Source organism: Thalassobacter stenotrophicus (assembly GCF_001458315.1).
In the GTDB taxonomy this organism is placed as follows: domain Bacteria; phylum Pseudomonadota; class Alphaproteobacteria; order Rhodobacterales; family Rhodobacteraceae; genus Thalassobacter; species Thalassobacter stenotrophicus.
In genome coordinates this window covers 65,505-81,308 of record NZ_CYRX01000026.1, presented here as the reverse complement: position 1 = coordinate 81,308, position 15,804 = coordinate 65,505, and the positions used below count along the sequence as shown (strand labels likewise).

Genomic DNA, 15,804 nt, shown 5'->3' with positions numbered 1-15,804 from the left:
TCACCTTTGTCTGTTCGCGTCGGAAATCAGCTTTCCAACCAATTGCGCCGTGTAGTCCACAATCGGCACGATCCGTCCATAATTCAGCCGGGTCGGTCCAATCACGCCAACGGCGCCGATAATCTTTCGATCAGCGTTCATATAAGGACTAACGACCAAAGAGGAACCCGAAAGTGAGAACAACTTGTTCTCTGAACCGATAAAAATGCGCACACCTTCGCCGTCCTCGGCCAGCTCCAGAAATTCGGAGATATCGCGCTTACGTTCAAGGTCATCGAACAGCACGCGGATACGTTCCAGATCCTCTGGGGCGCTTTCACCCAACAGGTTTGCGCGGCCTCTGACGATCAGGCGTTCATCCCGATCACCAGCCTTGTCCCAAACGGCGATCCCGCTCTCGACCAGCTCTTGCGCAAGGACATCAATTTCTTGCCGCCGCTGCGATATCTCGCGCGCCATCATTCCGCGCAGATCGCTTAGAGTTTTACCCTCAATCAGCGCATTCAAAAAGTTAGCAGCTTCGCGCATAGAACTGGGTGTTTGGCCTGCTGGCGGCTCAAAAACGCGGTTTTCGACGTGTCCATCGGCGAAAACCAGCACAACCATCGCGCGGTCCGCGGCAAGGCTGACGAACTCAATATGCTTGATCGGCGCTTCGTGTTTCGGCGCAAGAACGAGGCTGGCACCTTGGGTCACGCCCGAAAGAGCGGAACCCACACGGTCCAACAGGCCGCTGACATTACGTTCGGGATTATCAACAGTGGCGTCGATCTTTTCCCGGTCATCATCCCCAAGATTGCCGACCTCTAGCAGGCCATCGACGAACATGCGCAGGCCCTGTTGGGTAGGAATACGGCCCGCAGATACATGAGGGGCTTCGATCAGGCCCAAAAACTCGAGGTCCTGCATGACGTTGCGTATGGTTGCCGCGCTGACCTTTTCCGAAAGGCTCCGCGTCAGCGTCCGCGATCCCACGGGCCCACCTGAGTCGAGATAACCTTCTACCACCCGGCGAAATACTTCGCGGGAGCGGTCGTTCATTTCCTCTAGGATATGGGCGCTGTCTGTCATGGCCTACCTGATCTAAGGAGCGCGCGGCCGTCCGTCAATTCCCTTGCACGTATGCTGTGCGCGCGGCAAACAGGGGCCAACGCACACGAAAGGATATCCCCATGCGCCCATCCGGCCGCGAACTGAACCAAATGCGCCCTATTGAGATCGAAGTCGGTTTCACAAAACACGCCGAGGGCTGCTGTCTTATCAAGGTTGGCGATACCCATGTGCTGTGCACGGCCTCGCTAGAAGAGCGCGTGCCACCCTTTTTGCGCAACACAGGTCTCGGCTGGGTGACGGCTGAATACGGTATGCTGCCCCGCGCGACCAATACGCGGATGCGCCGCGAAGCTGCATCGGGCAAACAATCCGGTCGCACACAAGAAATTCAACGCTTGATCGGGCGGTCCCTGCGGGCCGGTGTTGATCGCAACGCATTGGGTGAGCGGCAAATCACTGTTGATTGCGATGTTATCCAAGCGGATGGCGGCACGCGCTGTGCAGCGATCACAGGTGGTTGGGTGGCCCTTCGCCTTGCGGTGAACAAGCTGATGAAGGCCGGCGACATTGTAACCGACCCAATTACGGATCACGTCGCGGCCGTTTCCTGTGGCGTATATGCCGGGCAAAGCGTGCTGGACCTTGACTACGCCGAGGATTCCCAGGCCGGAACGGATGGGAACTTTGTGATGACCGGCGACAGCGGTTTGATCGAAATCCAAGCCTCAGCCGAGGGCGCAACATTCTCCAAGACGCAATTCGCAGAGTTGATGGCGCTGGCGGAGCAAGGCGTTGCCGATCTGGTCACAGCACAAAAGATCGCCACGTCATGAGGCAGTTCGAGGGGGACGCACTTCTGATTGCCACACACAATACGGGCAAGCTTGAGGAAATTGCGGCCCTCTTGGCGCCCTATGGCATCAAATGCACATCAAACGCCGATCATAATCTGCCAGAGCCAGATGAAACCGAGACCACGTTTGTTGGTAACGCGCGGATCAAAGCACACGCCGCAGCCCGCGCCACCGGTTTGCCCGCGTTAGCAGATGACAGTGGGTTAACCATCGATGGTCTTGGTGGCGCGCCCGGCGTTTATACTGCCGATTGGACGGAAACCCCGCAGGGACGCGATTTCGTGATCGGAATGACCCGCGCGTGGACCGAGCTGGAGTCCGCGAATGCCCCCTATCCGCGGACTGCGCAATTCAATTGCACACTCGTACTTGCATGGCCCGACGGTCACGACGAAGTCTTTCCGGGTGTGATGCCGGGGCAGATTGTCTGGCCAATGCGCGGTGATCAAGGCCACGGGTACGATCCAATTTTTCAGCCTGACGGGTATTCGGAAACATTCGGTGAGATGGATCGCTGGGAAAAAAACCAGATCAGCCACCGTGCGGACGCGTTTAAGAAGCTTCAGGCGCTTTTTGCAGGGCGCGGCACAAAATCATGACCAGACGGTTAATCTCCAGCGGGTCGCCGTTTGAGGCTGAAGTGGGCTATTCCCGCGCGGTTGTTCAAGGCGATTGGTGCTTTATGGCAGGGGTCACGGGGTTTGATTACACCACCATGACATTGCCGGACACTATTGCGGCACAGGCGCGGCAGTGTTTTGTGACCATTGATTCCGTTTTGAACGACGCCGGGTTCACACGAGCCGACATCGTGCGCGTCACACACTACGTCACAGACCGTGCTTTGGTTGACGAACTCAAGCCAGTCCTGAGTGAACATTTGGGCACCATCCGACCTGCTGCAACGATGGTGATCGCCGATCTAATGACACCAGAGATGTTGTACGAAATCGAAGTTACGGCCTTTCAGGGATGACCCAAACACTTGGCGGTTTTGGGCTGTACCTGCATTGGCCGTTTTGTCAGGCAAAATGCCCGTATTGCGATTTCAACTCCCATGTTTCTGCCAATATTGATCAAGCCCGCTGGCAGGCTGCATATTTAAGTGAGCTGGACCGCGCTGCTGCAGAGACGAAAAACCGTGTGTTAGAGACTGTTTTCTTTGGTGGCGGTACGCCATCTTTGATGGATCCGTCGCTGGTGAACGCAATTATCGAGCGTATCCGCCAAAACTGGCCAATGGTGAATGATCCTGAAATCTCGCTAGAAGCCAATCCGACGTCGGTCGAGGCTGGACGCTTTGCCGGGTATCGTGATGCCGGGGTTAACCGGATATCGATGGGAATTCAGGCGTTGAATGATACCGACTTGCGTCGACTTGGCCGCATGCACTCAGTTAAGGATGCAAGAGCTGCCTTTGATACAGCAAGAAACCTGTTTGATAGGGTCTCTTTCGACCTAATTTATGCGCGGCAAAATCAAACGCTTCAAGATTGGAAGGCAGAGCTGACAGAAGCGTTGAACATGGCAATTGACCACCTTTCGCTTTATCAGCTTACGATCGAAGATGGCACGGCGTTTGGAGCGCGGCACGCTGCTGGCGGCCTGAAGGGTCTGCCGGATGATGACACGTCCGCCGATATGTACCTGCTTACCCAAGAAATCACTGCTGATGCAGGACTTGGCAGTTACGAAGTCTCTAATCACGCACGCGAAGATGCCCAATCGCGGCACAACCTGATCTATTGGCGTGGCGGTGACTACATTGGCATTGGTCCCGGTGCCCATGGGCGTCTGACGCTAAATAGTCAAAAATTCGCAACAGAAACTGAGTTGAGCCCGCTTGGCTGGCTCCTTAACGTTGAGAAAAAAGGAAGCGGAGAAACGCTGCGTGACGCGGTGCCCTCTTCTGAGCAGGCTCTTGAATACCTCATGATGTCCCTTCGATTGAGCGAGGGCACAGATCTTATCCGATATAAAAATTTGGGCGGCAAGCTCGCGCAGAATGCGGCACAAGACTTAGTTCAGCTTGGGCTTATAGAGATTGACGAAACCCGTTTGCGCGCCACTTCTCAAGGCAGGCCGGTTCTTAACGGCCTTCTTCGGAACCTCATTGCTGAGTAAGTATGCGCATCATTTGGATCATTGGCGGTTTGGTTTCACTCGGCCTGGGTATCCTCGGCATACCGCTTCCATTGTTGCCGACGGTCCCATTCCTATTGCTCGCAGCCTTTTGCTTTTCAAGGTCGTCTGATCAGTTGCATGGATGGCTGCTCGCGCACCCAACACTTGGGCCATCCATTCACAATTGGCGCAAGTCGGGTTCAATTTCTAGATCAGCAAAAATTACATCAACAGCAATGATTGCAGCATCCCTAGGGGTCGCGCTTTATTGGCAAATTTCGCTGATCATAGTCTTGGTACAAATGACCACTCTGGTCGGAGTATCCTATTTTATCTGGTCTCGGCCGGAGGCATAATCGTCAAAAGACGGCATAGCTCGTCCAATTGATCCAATGACTTATATGAGATTGTTATTGAACCCATCTCACTATCCACGACGTGGTCGATATCAACATTCATCCCAAGATTTGCGGATAAATCATCCTCTAACGCTTTTGTATCCGCATCCTTTTGCGTTGCGGACCTAGCTTTGCGTGGCGCGGATTTCGCAGAACCAGCAGGCTTTGCCTTAGCCAGTTTTTCGGTTTCACGTACCGATAATTTCTTAGTTAAGATCGCGCGCAACAATTCCGTTGGATTGTCCGCAGTTAACAGCGCGCGGCCATGGCCAGCTGTAATTTCTCCGGAACTCAGCACATCCTGGATAGCGTCAGGGAGTGAGAGAAGGCGCATAGAATTTGCGATGTGGCTGCGACTTTTGCCAAGTGCCGTTGCAAGCTTTTCCTGCGTATGCCCAAACTTCTCCATGAGCTGACGATAACCTGCGGCTTCTTCAATCGCATTCAAGTCAGCCCGTTGAATGTTTTCAATGATGGCGACTTCGAGAACCTCGATATCGTCAAAATTGCGAACAACGACAGGTAGTTCGTGCAGCTGAGCAGCTTGAGCGGCACGCCAACGGCGTTCGCCCGCTACAATTTGATAGGATGTTGGATCGCCAGGTAGTGGCCGAACGATAAGTGGCTGGATAACGCCCTTCTCTCGCACCGAATTCGTTAGGTCGGTGAGGTCATTTTCTGTGAACTGGCGGCGGGGCTGATCAGGATTAGCATAGATACGTTCAATCGCAACCGTTTCGAACCCTTTGCGTCCTTCCACCTGTGAAGGCGTTGCGGCTTCGACGTTCACGTCTGCCATTAAGGCGGACAAACCACGACCCAAGCCGCGTCGATCTCTTTTTTCAGCCATCGGTCTCCTACCCTTCGTGCCGCTTTAGCATTTCAGACGCTAGCGATTTATACGCAATCGCACCCCGCGAATTTGGATCATAATTCAAAACTGGTTGTGCAAAGCTTGGCGCTTCACTCAAGCGCACATTTCTTGGAATTACAGTACGATACACCAAATCACCTAGGTTTTCACGGGCATCATTTTCGACCTGAATACACAAATTATTTCGCTTATCGTACATCGTAAGCACTACACCGTCGATGCGCAGTGCAGGATTAGCTCCATCGCGAACATCACGGACAGTTAACAAGAGTTGGCTCAAGCCTTCTAATGCAAAAAACTCAGTTTGTAGTGGCACCAGAACAGCCGTGGATGCAACAAAAGCATTTAATGTCAGAAGGTTAAGGGACGGTGGGCAGTCAATAATCACATAGTCAAATGCCTCAATCGCTGCGCCAGAGAAAGCATTTTTAAGCCGTAGTATGCGTCCTTCTGACTTCCCTAACTCAATATCAACAGAGCTAAGATCCGTCGTTGCAGGAGCAATTACAAGGTTCGGAAAATCCGTGATTTGAGCTACATCTTGTAGCTTTGCTTCCTCAATCAACAAGTCGTAGGTGGTTACAATGCGATCATCTAGTGCAACGCCCAATCCGGTCGATGCATTGCCCTGTGGGTCAAGATCAACAATTAGAACGCTTTGCCCCCGAGCTGCAAGAGCTGCACCAAGATTTATCGACGTTGTCGTTTTTCCGACGCCACCTTTTTGGTTAGCAACGGAAAGAATAACTGGTCCATCATTTGGCACGCTGAATGTCCTTTATGGCGAAGATTGCCGCAGTTGGGTCCGTTATACTGGGGATGGTCCTAACGTCAAAAAACCAAGTTTCACGTGCCTCCTCAAGCTCATTTTTATGAGAGCTACCTTTTGGGAAAAACGCTGTACCATCTTGATTTAGATGGATTTCTGCATAGCCTACAAGCTTCTCCAAAGTATCTAGCGCGCGCGCTGATAGCACGCTTGCGTGTTGAGTAGGTATTTTTTCAATTCTCTCACTTAAGACTTTAGCATTGAGCTCAAGCTCACGAATGACCGTCCTTAGGAAGACAGCCTTACGGCTGTCGCTTTCTACCAAAGTAAATGAAACGTCAGGGTGCGTATCAGAAAGCATGGATGCTATCACCAGTGCGGGAAAGCCCCCACCAGAACCCAAGTCCAGCCACACACCGCTATTTGGCGCAAAAGATGCAAGTTGCCCAGAATCTAGAAAGTGACGTACCCAGATGTCCTCAAGCGTACTGCTTGCAACAAGATTTATCCTGGGGTTCCACTTGGTAATTAAGGCTTCGTATTTATCTAGCCGGTCAATTGTTTCACGTGAAACACTCAAGTGTCGCTGAAATTCGTCCTTACTCATGCTGTTCGCTTAAATCTCTGTTTAAGGTGAGACAGGATCAATGTAAGTGCTGCAGGTGTCATTCCATCAATACGAGCCGCCTGCCCCAGCGTCTCTGGCGTCACAAGCTGCAACTTAGATTTCAGTTCGTTTGAAAGCCCATCAATGTCAGAGTACGAAAAGTCTCGTGGTATACTCTGAGCTTCGTCGCGCCGCAAAGCCTCTACATCTTGTGCCTGACGATCAATATAATTGGCATATAAGGCGTCACGCTCCATCTGTTCGCTGATTTCTGCGTCAGGATCCAATTCGGGCCAGATTTTCTGCAGTCTGCTAAAATCTATATCTGGGAAAGAAAGCAGCTCAAATGCGGAACGTTTTTTTCCATCTTCCTTAACGTCTAAGCCTGCTGTCCGCGCAGACTTGGGTGTTAGACTAAGCGCCCCAAGCTCAGACCGAAGTTGATCCAACTTTTCTCTCTTCGTTTCAAATTTGATGCGACGCTCTTCTTTCACGCACCCCAGATCTATCCCAATCGGTGTCAGCCGCTGATCTGCGTTATCTGCACGTAAGGACAATCGAAACTCTGCGCGTGACGTAAACATGCGGTATGGTTCGGATACTCCCCGTGTAACCAAATCATCAATCATTACACCGATATAGCTTGCAGAACGACTAAAGGTCACTTCCTCTTTCTGCATCACTTGGCACGCAGCATTCAGTCCTGCAACCATGCCCTGTGCAGCAGCTTCTTCATACCCGGTCGTCCCGTTAATCTGACCGGCTAAAAAGAGCCCGCTTAACGCCTTTAACTCCAAGGTCGGCCTTAACGCGCGAGGGTCAACATAGTCGTATTCAATTGCATAGCCTGGCTGCAAGATTTCCACGTTTTCCAAGCCACAAATCGACTTTACATATGCCTCTTGCACATCAACAGGCAATGATGTCGAAATTCCGTTGGGATAGATAGTATCGTCGTCAAGTCCCTCTGGTTCAAGGAAAATTTGGTGGGATGTCTTATCTGCAAAACGAACGATCTTGTCTTCAATCGAAGGACAGTACCGCGGACCAACTCCATCGATATGTCCACCATACATTGCTGAGCGTGACAGATTATCTGCTATAATTTGGTGTGTTCTCTCGTTCGTATGGGTGATCCCACAGGATATCTGACGACAAGCAGCTTTATCTGACAAAAATGAAAAGAGCGTTGGGTCTGTGTCGGCCTGCTGCATCTCCAACCCGGTCCAATTGATCGTCTTCCCATTCAATCGAGGTGGTGTTCCTGTTTTTAACCTTCCTAGAGGAAGATCAAGGTCATCCAAACGTTTCGCCAGTGCTTGAGATGGCGCATCGCCCATACGACCGCCCGGGCGTGAGACGTCACCAATGTGAATAACACCACGCAAGAATGTTCCAGTTGTTAAAACCACAGCACCAGCTTGGATTTCACTATTGTCCGAAAGCTTAACTCCCGCTGTACGACCATCCACTATAAGAAGGTCAGCAACCTCTCCAATTACGATCGAGAGTTTCGGCTCTGCTTGAAGCTCTGACTGAATAAACCGTTGATACCGCGCACGATCAGCTTGCGTACGCGGACCCTGCACCGCTGGACCTTTACGTCGATTTAACAGCCGAAATTGGATACCGGATGCATCAGCAGCCCGACCCATCAATCCATCTAATGCATCAATCTCGCGAACAAGGTGCCCTTTGCCAAGACCACCGATTGCTGGATTGCAGGACATTACACCAATGCCTGCTTGCGACATTGTGATCAAAGCTGTCTTGGCTCCCATGCGTGCAGACGCATGCGCAGCATCTGCACCAGCATGTCCACCGCCAACGACAACAACATCGAAGTCCAATTGTTTCACGTGAAACACTCCTACTTTCCTAGACAGAAGCTCGCAAAGATTTCATCTAACACATCTTCCACTCCAACGCGACCGATCACTGCACCAAGCGATTGAACTGCACCGTAAATCTCCGCCGTCAGAAGCTCAGACGGCATATGTAGAAGGTTTTCTTGCACAAGGCACAACCTGGAGTAACTCTCACTAAGGGCTACTCGATCTCTCTCTCGACTAATCAAACCGATATCAGCCGTTAAATCACCCAGCCGATCAGAGATTTCTGACAAAAGCTCATTGAGTCCCGTTCCATTGAGGGAAGAGATACCAACACCGTAAATATCATGCTTCGTTGAAACTACGATATCACCGTTGCAAGGTGGCATTATAGGATCAGCATCAGGCCTTTCCAAAAGAATAACACGCAGCTCAGCAGCTTGTGCACGCTCTACAGCCCGAGCAACGCCAAGTTTCTCAATAGGATCATCCGTCTCGCGAACACCTGCTGTATCCAGAAAAGTTACAGGTAGACCTTGAATGTCCATCCTAACCTCAACGATATCTCGTGTTGTCCCTGCAATCTCGGATGTAATCGCGGCTTCGCGACCAGCTAACGTATTGAGAAGTGTAGATTTTCCAACATTTGGTGGCCCAACGATTGCCACCTCAAATCCCTTACGAACAGATTGAGCTGCACCCGATCGAGATATTTCAGACGAGATTGTCTTAGTCGCATCCTTAAGAAGGTTCTCTACCTCAGGATACACATTTTCAGGTACTTCCTCATCAGCAAAATCAATTGTAGCTTCAAGCAACGCTGCTGCTCGGATCAAGTTTGCCCGCAAACCTTCAATCATGTCCCGCAGGGCACCATCAAAACTGCGCATCGCCTCGCGCCGCTGGACTTCAGTTTCTGCTTCAATAAGGTCAGATAGCCCTTCGACTTGCGTTAAGTCTAAACGTTCGTTCAATAGGGCTCGACGCGTAAATTCGCCGGGCTCAGCCACACGCGCCAATCCTGTATCAGAGATAGCCGCCAAAACAGCACGAACAACAGCAACGCTACCGTGTAGCTGCAGCTCAACAGTCGCCTCGCCGGTAAAACTTCGACCTTCTGAAAACAACAGAACGAGCGCCTGATCTAAAAGTGTTCCATCGCTTGCACGAATAGAACGCACCCCCATCTTGCGATCTAAGGGAAGTTCACCACACAATATAGTAGACAACTCAAACGACTGCGGGCCGGAAATCCGAATTACCGCAACCCCAGCTTTTCCTTGAGCCGTCGCCAGTGCAAAGATCGTGTCCATAACGCCCCGCTCTAGCGGACCAAACAATTATGAGTTCATGGAATCGAAGAACTCGGAATTTGTTTTGGTCTGTTTCAACTTTGAAATCAGGAATTCGATAGCGTCTGTTGTGCCCATAGGATTGAGAATTCGACGCAACACAAAGGTCTTTTGCAGGTCTTTCTGGTCGACCAACAACTCCTCTTTACGTGTGCCGGACTTCAGGATGTCCATCGCTGGGAAGACGCGCTTATCCGCAACCTTACGGTCGAGCACGATCTCGGAGTTACCAGTCCCTTTGAACTCTTCAAAGATGACTTCATCCATGCGCGAACCTGTGTCGATCAAGGCAGTTGCAATGATCGTTAACGACCCGCCTTCTTCGATATTCCGAGCTGCACCAAAGAAACGCTTTGGACGCTGAAGTGCGTTAGCATCTACACCACCAGTAAGAACCTTACCAGACGACGGAACTACAGTGTTAAACGCGCGGCCTAGACGGGTGATCGAGTCGAGCAGAATGACGACGTCACGCTTATGCTCAACCAAACGTTTAGCTTTCTCAATGACCATTTCCGACACAGCAACGTGGCGTGTTGCAGGCTCATCAAACGTCGAAGAAATGACCTCGCCCTTCACAGAACGCTGCATGTCCGTCACCTCTTCGGGACGTTCATCAATCAGCAAAACCATAAGGTAGCATTCTGGATGGTTCGTCTCGATCGACTTGGCAATATTTTGTAAAAGAACAGTTTTACCAGTACGCGGCGGTGCCACGATCAAAGACCGCTGACCTTTACCGATGGGAGCAACAAGATCGATGATACGCGCAGAACGATCCTTAATCGTTGGATCTTCGATCTCCATGTTCAGTCGATCATCAGGATAGAGCGGCGTCAGGTTGTCAAAGCTGATCTTATGACGCGCCTTCTCTGGGTCCTCAAAGTTAATGATCGCAACAGACGTTAACGCAAAATACCGCTCATTCTCATCGGGAGCCTGAATAACCCCCTCAACAGTGTCGCCAGTCCGCAGTGAATACTGTCGGATCATGTCAGGAGAAACGTAAATATCATCCGGTCCCGACAGGTAGTTTGCTTCGGGTGACCGAAGAAACCCGAAGCCGTCTTGCAGAACCTCAAGAACACCTACGCCAGAGATTTCCCACCCATCTTCGGCCCGCTCTTTGAGGATCGAGAACATCATCTCGCCCTTGCGCATCGTGGAGGCGTTTTCAATCTCAAGCTCTTCAGCCATCTTCAGCAAATCTTTAGGTGAATTTGCTTTGAGATCGGAAAGATTCAGTTTTTCTTCGGACATACGCACTCCAGCAGCCTGAAAAGGCTGAGGTTGATAGTAGAAATGGGAAGCGGTTCTTGGATCAGGACGATCCTCCGCAGGTGCCGATTATTGTCTAGACACCGAAAAGTCAATCAGAACGGGCGAGCGATCACAGAAATGACGATTACTATCAGCAGAACTGTCGGAACTTCATTCATCAATCGGTAGTGGCGGCCAGAACGTTGAACCCCCTCTACCATCAAATCCTTGCGTCGCGCTCCGCACCACATGTGAAACCATGTCATCCCGATAATTGCTGCAAACTTTGCATAGGGCCATGCAGCAGCCCAATCAACAACACCTGGCGTAGAGATCAACGCGATCCCAAACACCCAAGACGCGATCATTGCGGGATTCATGATCGCTTTTAATAACCGTCGTTCCATTGTTTGGAATAACTCTGTTGTTTCACCATTTTGTCCAACTTTTTCAACATGATAAACGAAAAGCCGTGGAAGATAAAACAATCCAGCCATCCAAGCGATAACTGAGATCACATGTAAGCTCTTCGTCCACGGATAGGCTGCTGCTAAGAAGTCGATCATTATGGTTTTTCCCTCAGTTCGCGGTCTGCCTAACACTAATAAATAATATTAAGAAAGAAGATTGTTGTTGTAGGTTGTACTGGGGAAAACGGGGATAAGTAGACCTGTCCACATGCAGAGTTTTCGTACTGTAAGTTTTTCTTAACGTGTGGAGAAGATCTTGGGTAATCTCTAAAGTCACATGTTTTTCAAGGCCTTGTCTTGTGGATAGCCATTCTGACAACTTTGGGCGGTTTTTTGGGAGCAAAAATCTTATCCCGCCGTTAAGAACTTGTTAGGGGTTGTGAATAGCCACTTTGAAAATATCCTTCAAAGTACCAACTTACCCACGGATAGTGTTATCCCGTACTTATGCCGGGCGCTGCCCACCGGGTTATGCGCCCGCTTTTGCAAAGGGTTTTCCACATGTCTCAGCCACTGATTTTGGCTTCTGGTTCGACGATTCGTCAGCAACTTCTCGAAAATGCGGGCGTGCCCGTAGAGGTTATGAAGGCGGCCATTGATGAGCAAATGATAACAGCTGCTCTTCTCAGTGAAGAGGCAAAGCCAAGAGACATTGCCGATACATTGGCTGAGATGAAGGCGCGGCGCGTGGCAGATAAAGGCGTTGCAGGAATGGTTCTAGGCTGTGACCAAGTGCTTGAGGTGGATCGCAAGCTTCTTTCCAAGCCCAAAACACCGGAAGAGGCCCTCTCTCAGCTTAAGGATATGTGCGGAAAAACGCATAAGTTGCTGTCAGCGGCCGTCCTGGTTGAAGATGGACAGCCAGTTTGGCGTTTTGTTGGTGAGGTAAAGCTAACGATGGCTCAACGATCTGAGGCTTATCTAGCTGACTATGTTGATCGCAATTGGGACAGCATTTGTGAAGCGGTGGGGGCCTACAAACTCGAAGAAGAAGGTGCGCGACTGTTTCACCGTGTCGATGGGGACTACTTTACGGTTCTAGGTTTGCCCTTGTTGCCGCTTTTGGGCTACCTAACCACACGGGGGATAATCGACGGATGACGGATAAAGTGAAACTCGCAGGTGTTATTGGTCAACCGATTGCACATAGCCGGTCCCCGCATCTGCATGGTCATTGGCTGAAAAGATACGGCATATCGGGCCATTACATCCCGATGGAGGTTGCTCAGTCCGACCTGAAATCGGTGTTGGAAACACTTCCTAAGATGGGGTTCCAAGGGGTTAACGTCACCCTACCGCACAAGGAAGCCGTACTTGAGCTTGCCGATAGCGTGACTGACCGTGCTGCTTTGATTGGTGCTGCAAATACCCTGACGTTTACGGCTGACGGCCGTATCCAAGCGGATAACACGGATGGCGTCGGTTTTTTGGCAAACATCCAAGATTACGTACCAGAATGGTCGGCTAAGTCCGGTCCATGTGTGGTGTTTGGTGCGGGAGGCGCATCACGGGCGATCATCGCAGCTCTCAGTCAGGCAGGCGCGCCTTTGATCCGCGTGACCAACCGGACACGGGCACGATCGGATGCGCTCAAGGATCACTTTGGCGCCAAAATTGAGGTCGTGGATTGGGTTCAAGCGGGCAATGTTTTGGATGACGCGTCCCTATTGGTAAACACCACATCATTGGGCATGCAGGGGAAATCGGCGCTACGTGTTCCTTTGGATGGCTTGCGCCCTGAAACCGTTGTGACGGACATCGTCTATACACCGTTAGAGACAGAATTGCTGCGCACAGCAAAGGCGGCAGGCTGCCGGACAGTCGATGGCCTAGGCATGCTATTACACCAAGCAGCGCCTGGATTTGAGCGTTGGTTTGGCACTGCGCCTGAGGTGGATATGGATTTGCGCAAGGCTGTCCTAGCCTCATGATCGTTCTGGGGCTCACGGGCGGCATCGGTATGGGCAAAAGCACGACCGCAAACATGTTTCGCGCACGCGGAGTGCCCGTGTGGGATGCAGATAGCACCGTTCATAGGTTGTATGACGATGGCGCTGCGGTTGGCCCGATTGGCGCTGCATTCCCGCAAGCAATCCGCGACGGTCGCGTTGACCGAGATGCTTTGCGCACAGTTGCGATGAACGCTGATGATCTAAAGCGTATTGAGGCGATAGTTCATCCGCTTGTTACAGCAGATCGGGCCGCTTTTTTGACCGACAGCACGGCACCTGTTGTTGTGCTTGATATTCCACTGTTGTTTGAAGTTGGTTCAGACGCCGGGATAGATAAAATCATTGTCGTTTCCGCGCCCGACAGCGTCCAAAAACAGCGTGTGTTAGAGCGTGGCACAATGACAGAGGCTCAGTTTGAGGTTATCCGTGCCAAACAGATGCCTGATGCTGAAAAACGAGCCCGTGCGGATTATGTGATTGAGACCACAACCCTCGCCGCAGCCGAGGAACAAGTGGACCGAATTTTAGCAGAGGTGACCCATGCGTGAGATCGTTCTAGACACCGAAACAACTGGGTTTTCGCCGGAAGAAGGCGACCGGATCGTTGAAATCGGCGCAGTAGAGCTGATGAACCAGCTGCCAACGGGCCGCACGTACCACCAATACATTAACCCCATGCGTGACATGCCTAAGGGCGCTTTCGAAGTGCATGGTCTTAGCGAAGAATTCCTGCGCGACTTCCCTGTGTTTGAGGCCATCGCAGATGCGTTTCTCGACTTTGTTGGCGACGCAAAGATGGTCATTCACAACGCGGCTTTTGATATGAAGTTTTTGAACGCCGAGCTGGGTTGGTGCAAACGGCGCATTTTGCCGATGGATCAAGCAATTGATACGCTGATGATTGCACGTACCAAGTTTCCTGGCTCACCTGCATCGCTGGATGCACTGTGCCGCCGGTTCGGGGTCGACAACTCAGCACGTGAAAAACACGGCGCCTTGTTGGACAGTGAAATTCTCGCTGAAGTGTATCTAGAGTTGACGGGTGGGGTGCAGCCCGACTTTGGACTTTCGACAGCGAGCGGAACCAGCACTCAGGCAGCCCGTACCGTTGGAAAGCGTCCGCGCCGGTTAGCTGCTCGGATCACAGAAGAAGAACGCGCCGCCCATGACGCCTTTGTGGGCAAAATGGGCGACGCTGCATTGTGGTATAAGCTGGCCTAACAGCCGCTTAGGAAACCGTTGCCTGAGCGGCCTCAGCTTGGGCCCGGCGTGTGATTTCGCTGCGATAAAGGGCTACGAAATCAATGGTTTCTAGGTTCAGCGGCGGATAGCCACCGTCACGCGTGATGTCCGACACAATGCGGCGCACAAACGGGAACAGCATCCGAGGGCATTCGATCAACAAGAAGGGGTGCAACTGGTTATCTGGCACGTTTTCGATGTGGAAAATGCCGTTGTAATCCAGCTCAAGAACGAAAATCTTGGCGTCGTCCGCTTTGGACTTGGCTTCGATGTTCAGCTTGATGGTGACATCGTACTGGTTCTCAACCGGGCGCTTTTTGGCGTCTAGGCCGACTTGTACGTTGATATCGGGCTCTGCATTGCCTTGCATACCCTTTTGGGCTGCGATGTTTTCAAACGACAGATCACGGATGAACTGTGCAAGGACTTTCATTTGCGGCGCTGCCTGCTGTTCGGGCGCTGCTGCGGGGGTTTCGTCGGCCATTGATCGCTCCAAGATAAGGTTGATACCCAGATATCAGAGGACCCTTGGACCCTCAAGCTAGTCGGGCTTGGTCCAACCGGATGGCCGGTCACGGGGCTCTGCATCTGCCGTCAAATCAATGATATCATCCTCAGCGCGCGGTGCGGTCTGCGCCCCATACTGAAAGCTTTGGATGCGGACCTTGCTACGAACATATCGCAGGATCACGCTCCGCACGCCCGGCACCAATAGGGCAAAGCCCACTCCATCAGTAAAAAAACCAGGCGTTAGCAACAAAAGCCCGGATGCCAGAACCATCGCCCCGTGGGCCAAGGTTTCGGTAGGATCACGCATCTCCTGAAAGGAGTTTTGCAGCTTTGCCAACTGAGCAAGTCCTTGTGAGCGTACAAGAACAGTGCCCACCGCCGCCGTTAGGATCACAATCCCGAGAGTTGGCCACATGCCCAACCATCCGCCAACCTGTAGGAAAAGCGCTATTTCTAAGACCGGCACGCCGACAAAAAGCAAAAATAGCCACATTGGGACACCTCCTT

General features: G+C 51.6%; 19 protein-coding genes. 9 read left to right on the top strand and 10 right to left on the bottom strand.

The window, feature by feature from the left end; all coding sequences use genetic code 11:
- Positions 1 to 1,071 (bottom strand): heat-inducible transcriptional repressor HrcA, encoded by a 1,071-nt coding sequence (gene hrcA / locus THS5294_RS09220; protein ID WP_058123524.1) that lies wholly within the window; start codon positions 1,069 to 1,071, stop codon positions 1 to 3.
- Between the two features lie 101 nt (positions 1,072 to 1,172).
- Here hrcA and rph point away from each other — a divergent pair, with 101 nt between their 5' ends.
- Genes rph through THS5294_RS18030 form a run of 5 tightly spaced genes read left to right on the top strand, consistent with a single transcriptional unit; the run spans position 1,173 to position 4,387 of the window.
- Complete coding sequence (gene rph, locus THS5294_RS09215) at positions 1,173 to 1,886, top strand: ribonuclease PH (protein WP_038007332.1); 714 nt, start codon at positions 1,173 to 1,175, stop codon at positions 1,884 to 1,886.
- Positions 1,883 to 2,506, top strand: a complete 624-nt coding sequence (gene rdgB, locus THS5294_RS09210) for an RdgB/HAM1 family non-canonical purine NTP pyrophosphatase (RefSeq protein ID WP_058123523.1) — start codon at positions 1,883 to 1,885, stop codon at positions 2,504 to 2,506. The genes rph and rdgB overlap by 4 nt, the downstream gene beginning before the upstream one ends.
- The gene (locus tag THS5294_RS09205; protein WP_058123522.1) at positions 2,503 to 2,883 is read left to right on the top strand and encodes a RidA family protein; all 381 of its coding nucleotides are present in this window, start codon (positions 2,503 to 2,505) and stop codon (positions 2,881 to 2,883) included. Before rdgB ends, THS5294_RS09205 begins: the two co-directional genes overlap by 4 nt.
- On the top strand, positions 2,880 to 4,031 hold the full coding sequence (gene hemW / locus THS5294_RS09200; RefSeq protein WP_058123521.1) for a radical SAM family heme chaperone HemW: 1,152 nt from the start codon (positions 2,880 to 2,882) through the stop codon (positions 4,029 to 4,031). The genes THS5294_RS09205 and hemW overlap by 4 nt, the downstream gene beginning before the upstream one ends.
- A 2-nt stretch (positions 4,032 to 4,033) precedes the next feature.
- Positions 4,034 to 4,387, top strand: a complete 354-nt coding sequence (locus THS5294_RS18030) for a YbaN family protein (RefSeq protein ID WP_072936782.1) — start codon at positions 4,034 to 4,036, stop codon at positions 4,385 to 4,387.
- Here the strand turns inward: THS5294_RS18030 and THS5294_RS09195 are convergent.
- The 7 genes from THS5294_RS09195 to hemJ form a co-directional block, all read right to left on the bottom strand.
- A complete protein-coding gene (locus THS5294_RS09195; RefSeq protein WP_058123520.1) occupies positions 4,362 to 5,279 on the bottom strand; it encodes a ParB/RepB/Spo0J family partition protein in 918 nt (305 codons plus the stop codon). The genes THS5294_RS18030 and THS5294_RS09195 overlap by 26 nt on opposite strands.
- A gap of 7 nt (positions 5,280 to 5,286) precedes the next feature.
- Positions 5,287 to 6,069: a ParA family protein gene (locus THS5294_RS09190; protein ID WP_038007345.1), complete on the bottom strand. Its 783-nt coding sequence runs from the start codon at positions 6,067 to 6,069 to the stop codon at positions 5,287 to 5,289.
- On the bottom strand, positions 6,059 to 6,679 hold the full coding sequence (rsmG, locus tag THS5294_RS09185) for a 16S rRNA (guanine(527)-N(7))-methyltransferase RsmG (RefSeq protein ID WP_058123519.1): 621 nt from the start codon (positions 6,677 to 6,679) through the stop codon (positions 6,059 to 6,061). Before rsmG ends, THS5294_RS09190 begins: the two co-directional genes overlap by 11 nt.
- A complete protein-coding gene (mnmG, locus tag THS5294_RS09180) occupies positions 6,676 to 8,538 on the bottom strand; it encodes a tRNA uridine-5-carboxymethylaminomethyl(34) synthesis enzyme MnmG (protein WP_058123589.1) in 1,863 nt (620 codons plus the stop codon). Before mnmG ends, rsmG begins: the two co-directional genes overlap by 4 nt.
- An 11-nt stretch (positions 8,539 to 8,549) precedes the next feature.
- On the bottom strand, positions 8,550 to 9,824 hold the full coding sequence (mnmE, locus tag THS5294_RS09175; RefSeq protein ID WP_058123518.1) for a tRNA uridine-5-carboxymethylaminomethyl(34) synthesis GTPase MnmE: 1,275 nt from the start codon (positions 9,822 to 9,824) through the stop codon (positions 8,550 to 8,552).
- A 27-nt stretch (positions 9,825 to 9,851) separates the two neighbouring features.
- Positions 9,852 to 11,123 (bottom strand): transcription termination factor Rho, encoded by a 1,272-nt coding sequence (gene rho, locus THS5294_RS09170; protein ID WP_038007353.1) that lies wholly within the window; start codon positions 11,121 to 11,123, stop codon positions 9,852 to 9,854.
- Positions 11,124 to 11,236: 113 nt separating this feature from the next.
- Entirely contained in the window at positions 11,237 to 11,689 is a 453-nt protein-coding gene (gene hemJ / locus THS5294_RS09165) for a protoporphyrinogen oxidase HemJ (protein WP_058123517.1), read from the bottom strand.
- Positions 11,690 to 12,094: 405 nt separating this feature from the next.
- On the opposite strand from hemJ, the gene THS5294_RS09160 reads away from it, so the two are divergent.
- Genes THS5294_RS09160 through dnaQ form a run of 4 tightly spaced genes read left to right on the top strand, consistent with a single transcriptional unit; the run spans position 12,095 to position 14,766 of the window.
- Positions 12,095 to 12,694, top strand: a complete 600-nt coding sequence (locus THS5294_RS09160; RefSeq protein WP_058123516.1) for a Maf family protein — start codon at positions 12,095 to 12,097, stop codon at positions 12,692 to 12,694.
- A complete protein-coding gene (locus THS5294_RS09155; RefSeq protein ID WP_058123515.1) occupies positions 12,691 to 13,524 on the top strand; it encodes a shikimate dehydrogenase in 834 nt (277 codons plus the stop codon). Before THS5294_RS09160 ends, THS5294_RS09155 begins: the two co-directional genes overlap by 4 nt.
- On the top strand, positions 13,521 to 14,093 hold the full coding sequence (coaE, locus tag THS5294_RS09150) for a dephospho-CoA kinase (RefSeq protein WP_058123514.1): 573 nt from the start codon (positions 13,521 to 13,523) through the stop codon (positions 14,091 to 14,093). The genes THS5294_RS09155 and coaE overlap by 4 nt, the downstream gene beginning before the upstream one ends.
- Entirely contained in the window at positions 14,086 to 14,766 is a 681-nt protein-coding gene (gene dnaQ / locus THS5294_RS09145) for a DNA polymerase III subunit epsilon (protein WP_058123513.1), read from the top strand. Before coaE ends, dnaQ begins: the two co-directional genes overlap by 8 nt.
- Positions 14,767 to 14,773: 7 nt before the next feature.
- Here dnaQ and secB read toward each other — a convergent pair whose 3' ends face one another.
- Together secB and THS5294_RS09135 are read right to left on the bottom strand one after the other, a co-directional pair.
- Entirely contained in the window at positions 14,774 to 15,271 is a 498-nt protein-coding gene (secB, locus tag THS5294_RS09140) for a protein-export chaperone SecB (protein WP_038007361.1), read from the bottom strand.
- Between the two features lie 57 nt (positions 15,272 to 15,328).
- Positions 15,329 to 15,790: an FxsA family protein gene (locus THS5294_RS09135; RefSeq protein WP_058123512.1), complete on the bottom strand. Its 462-nt coding sequence runs from the start codon at positions 15,788 to 15,790 to the stop codon at positions 15,329 to 15,331.
- Between the last annotated feature and the right edge of the window lie 14 nt (positions 15,791 to 15,804).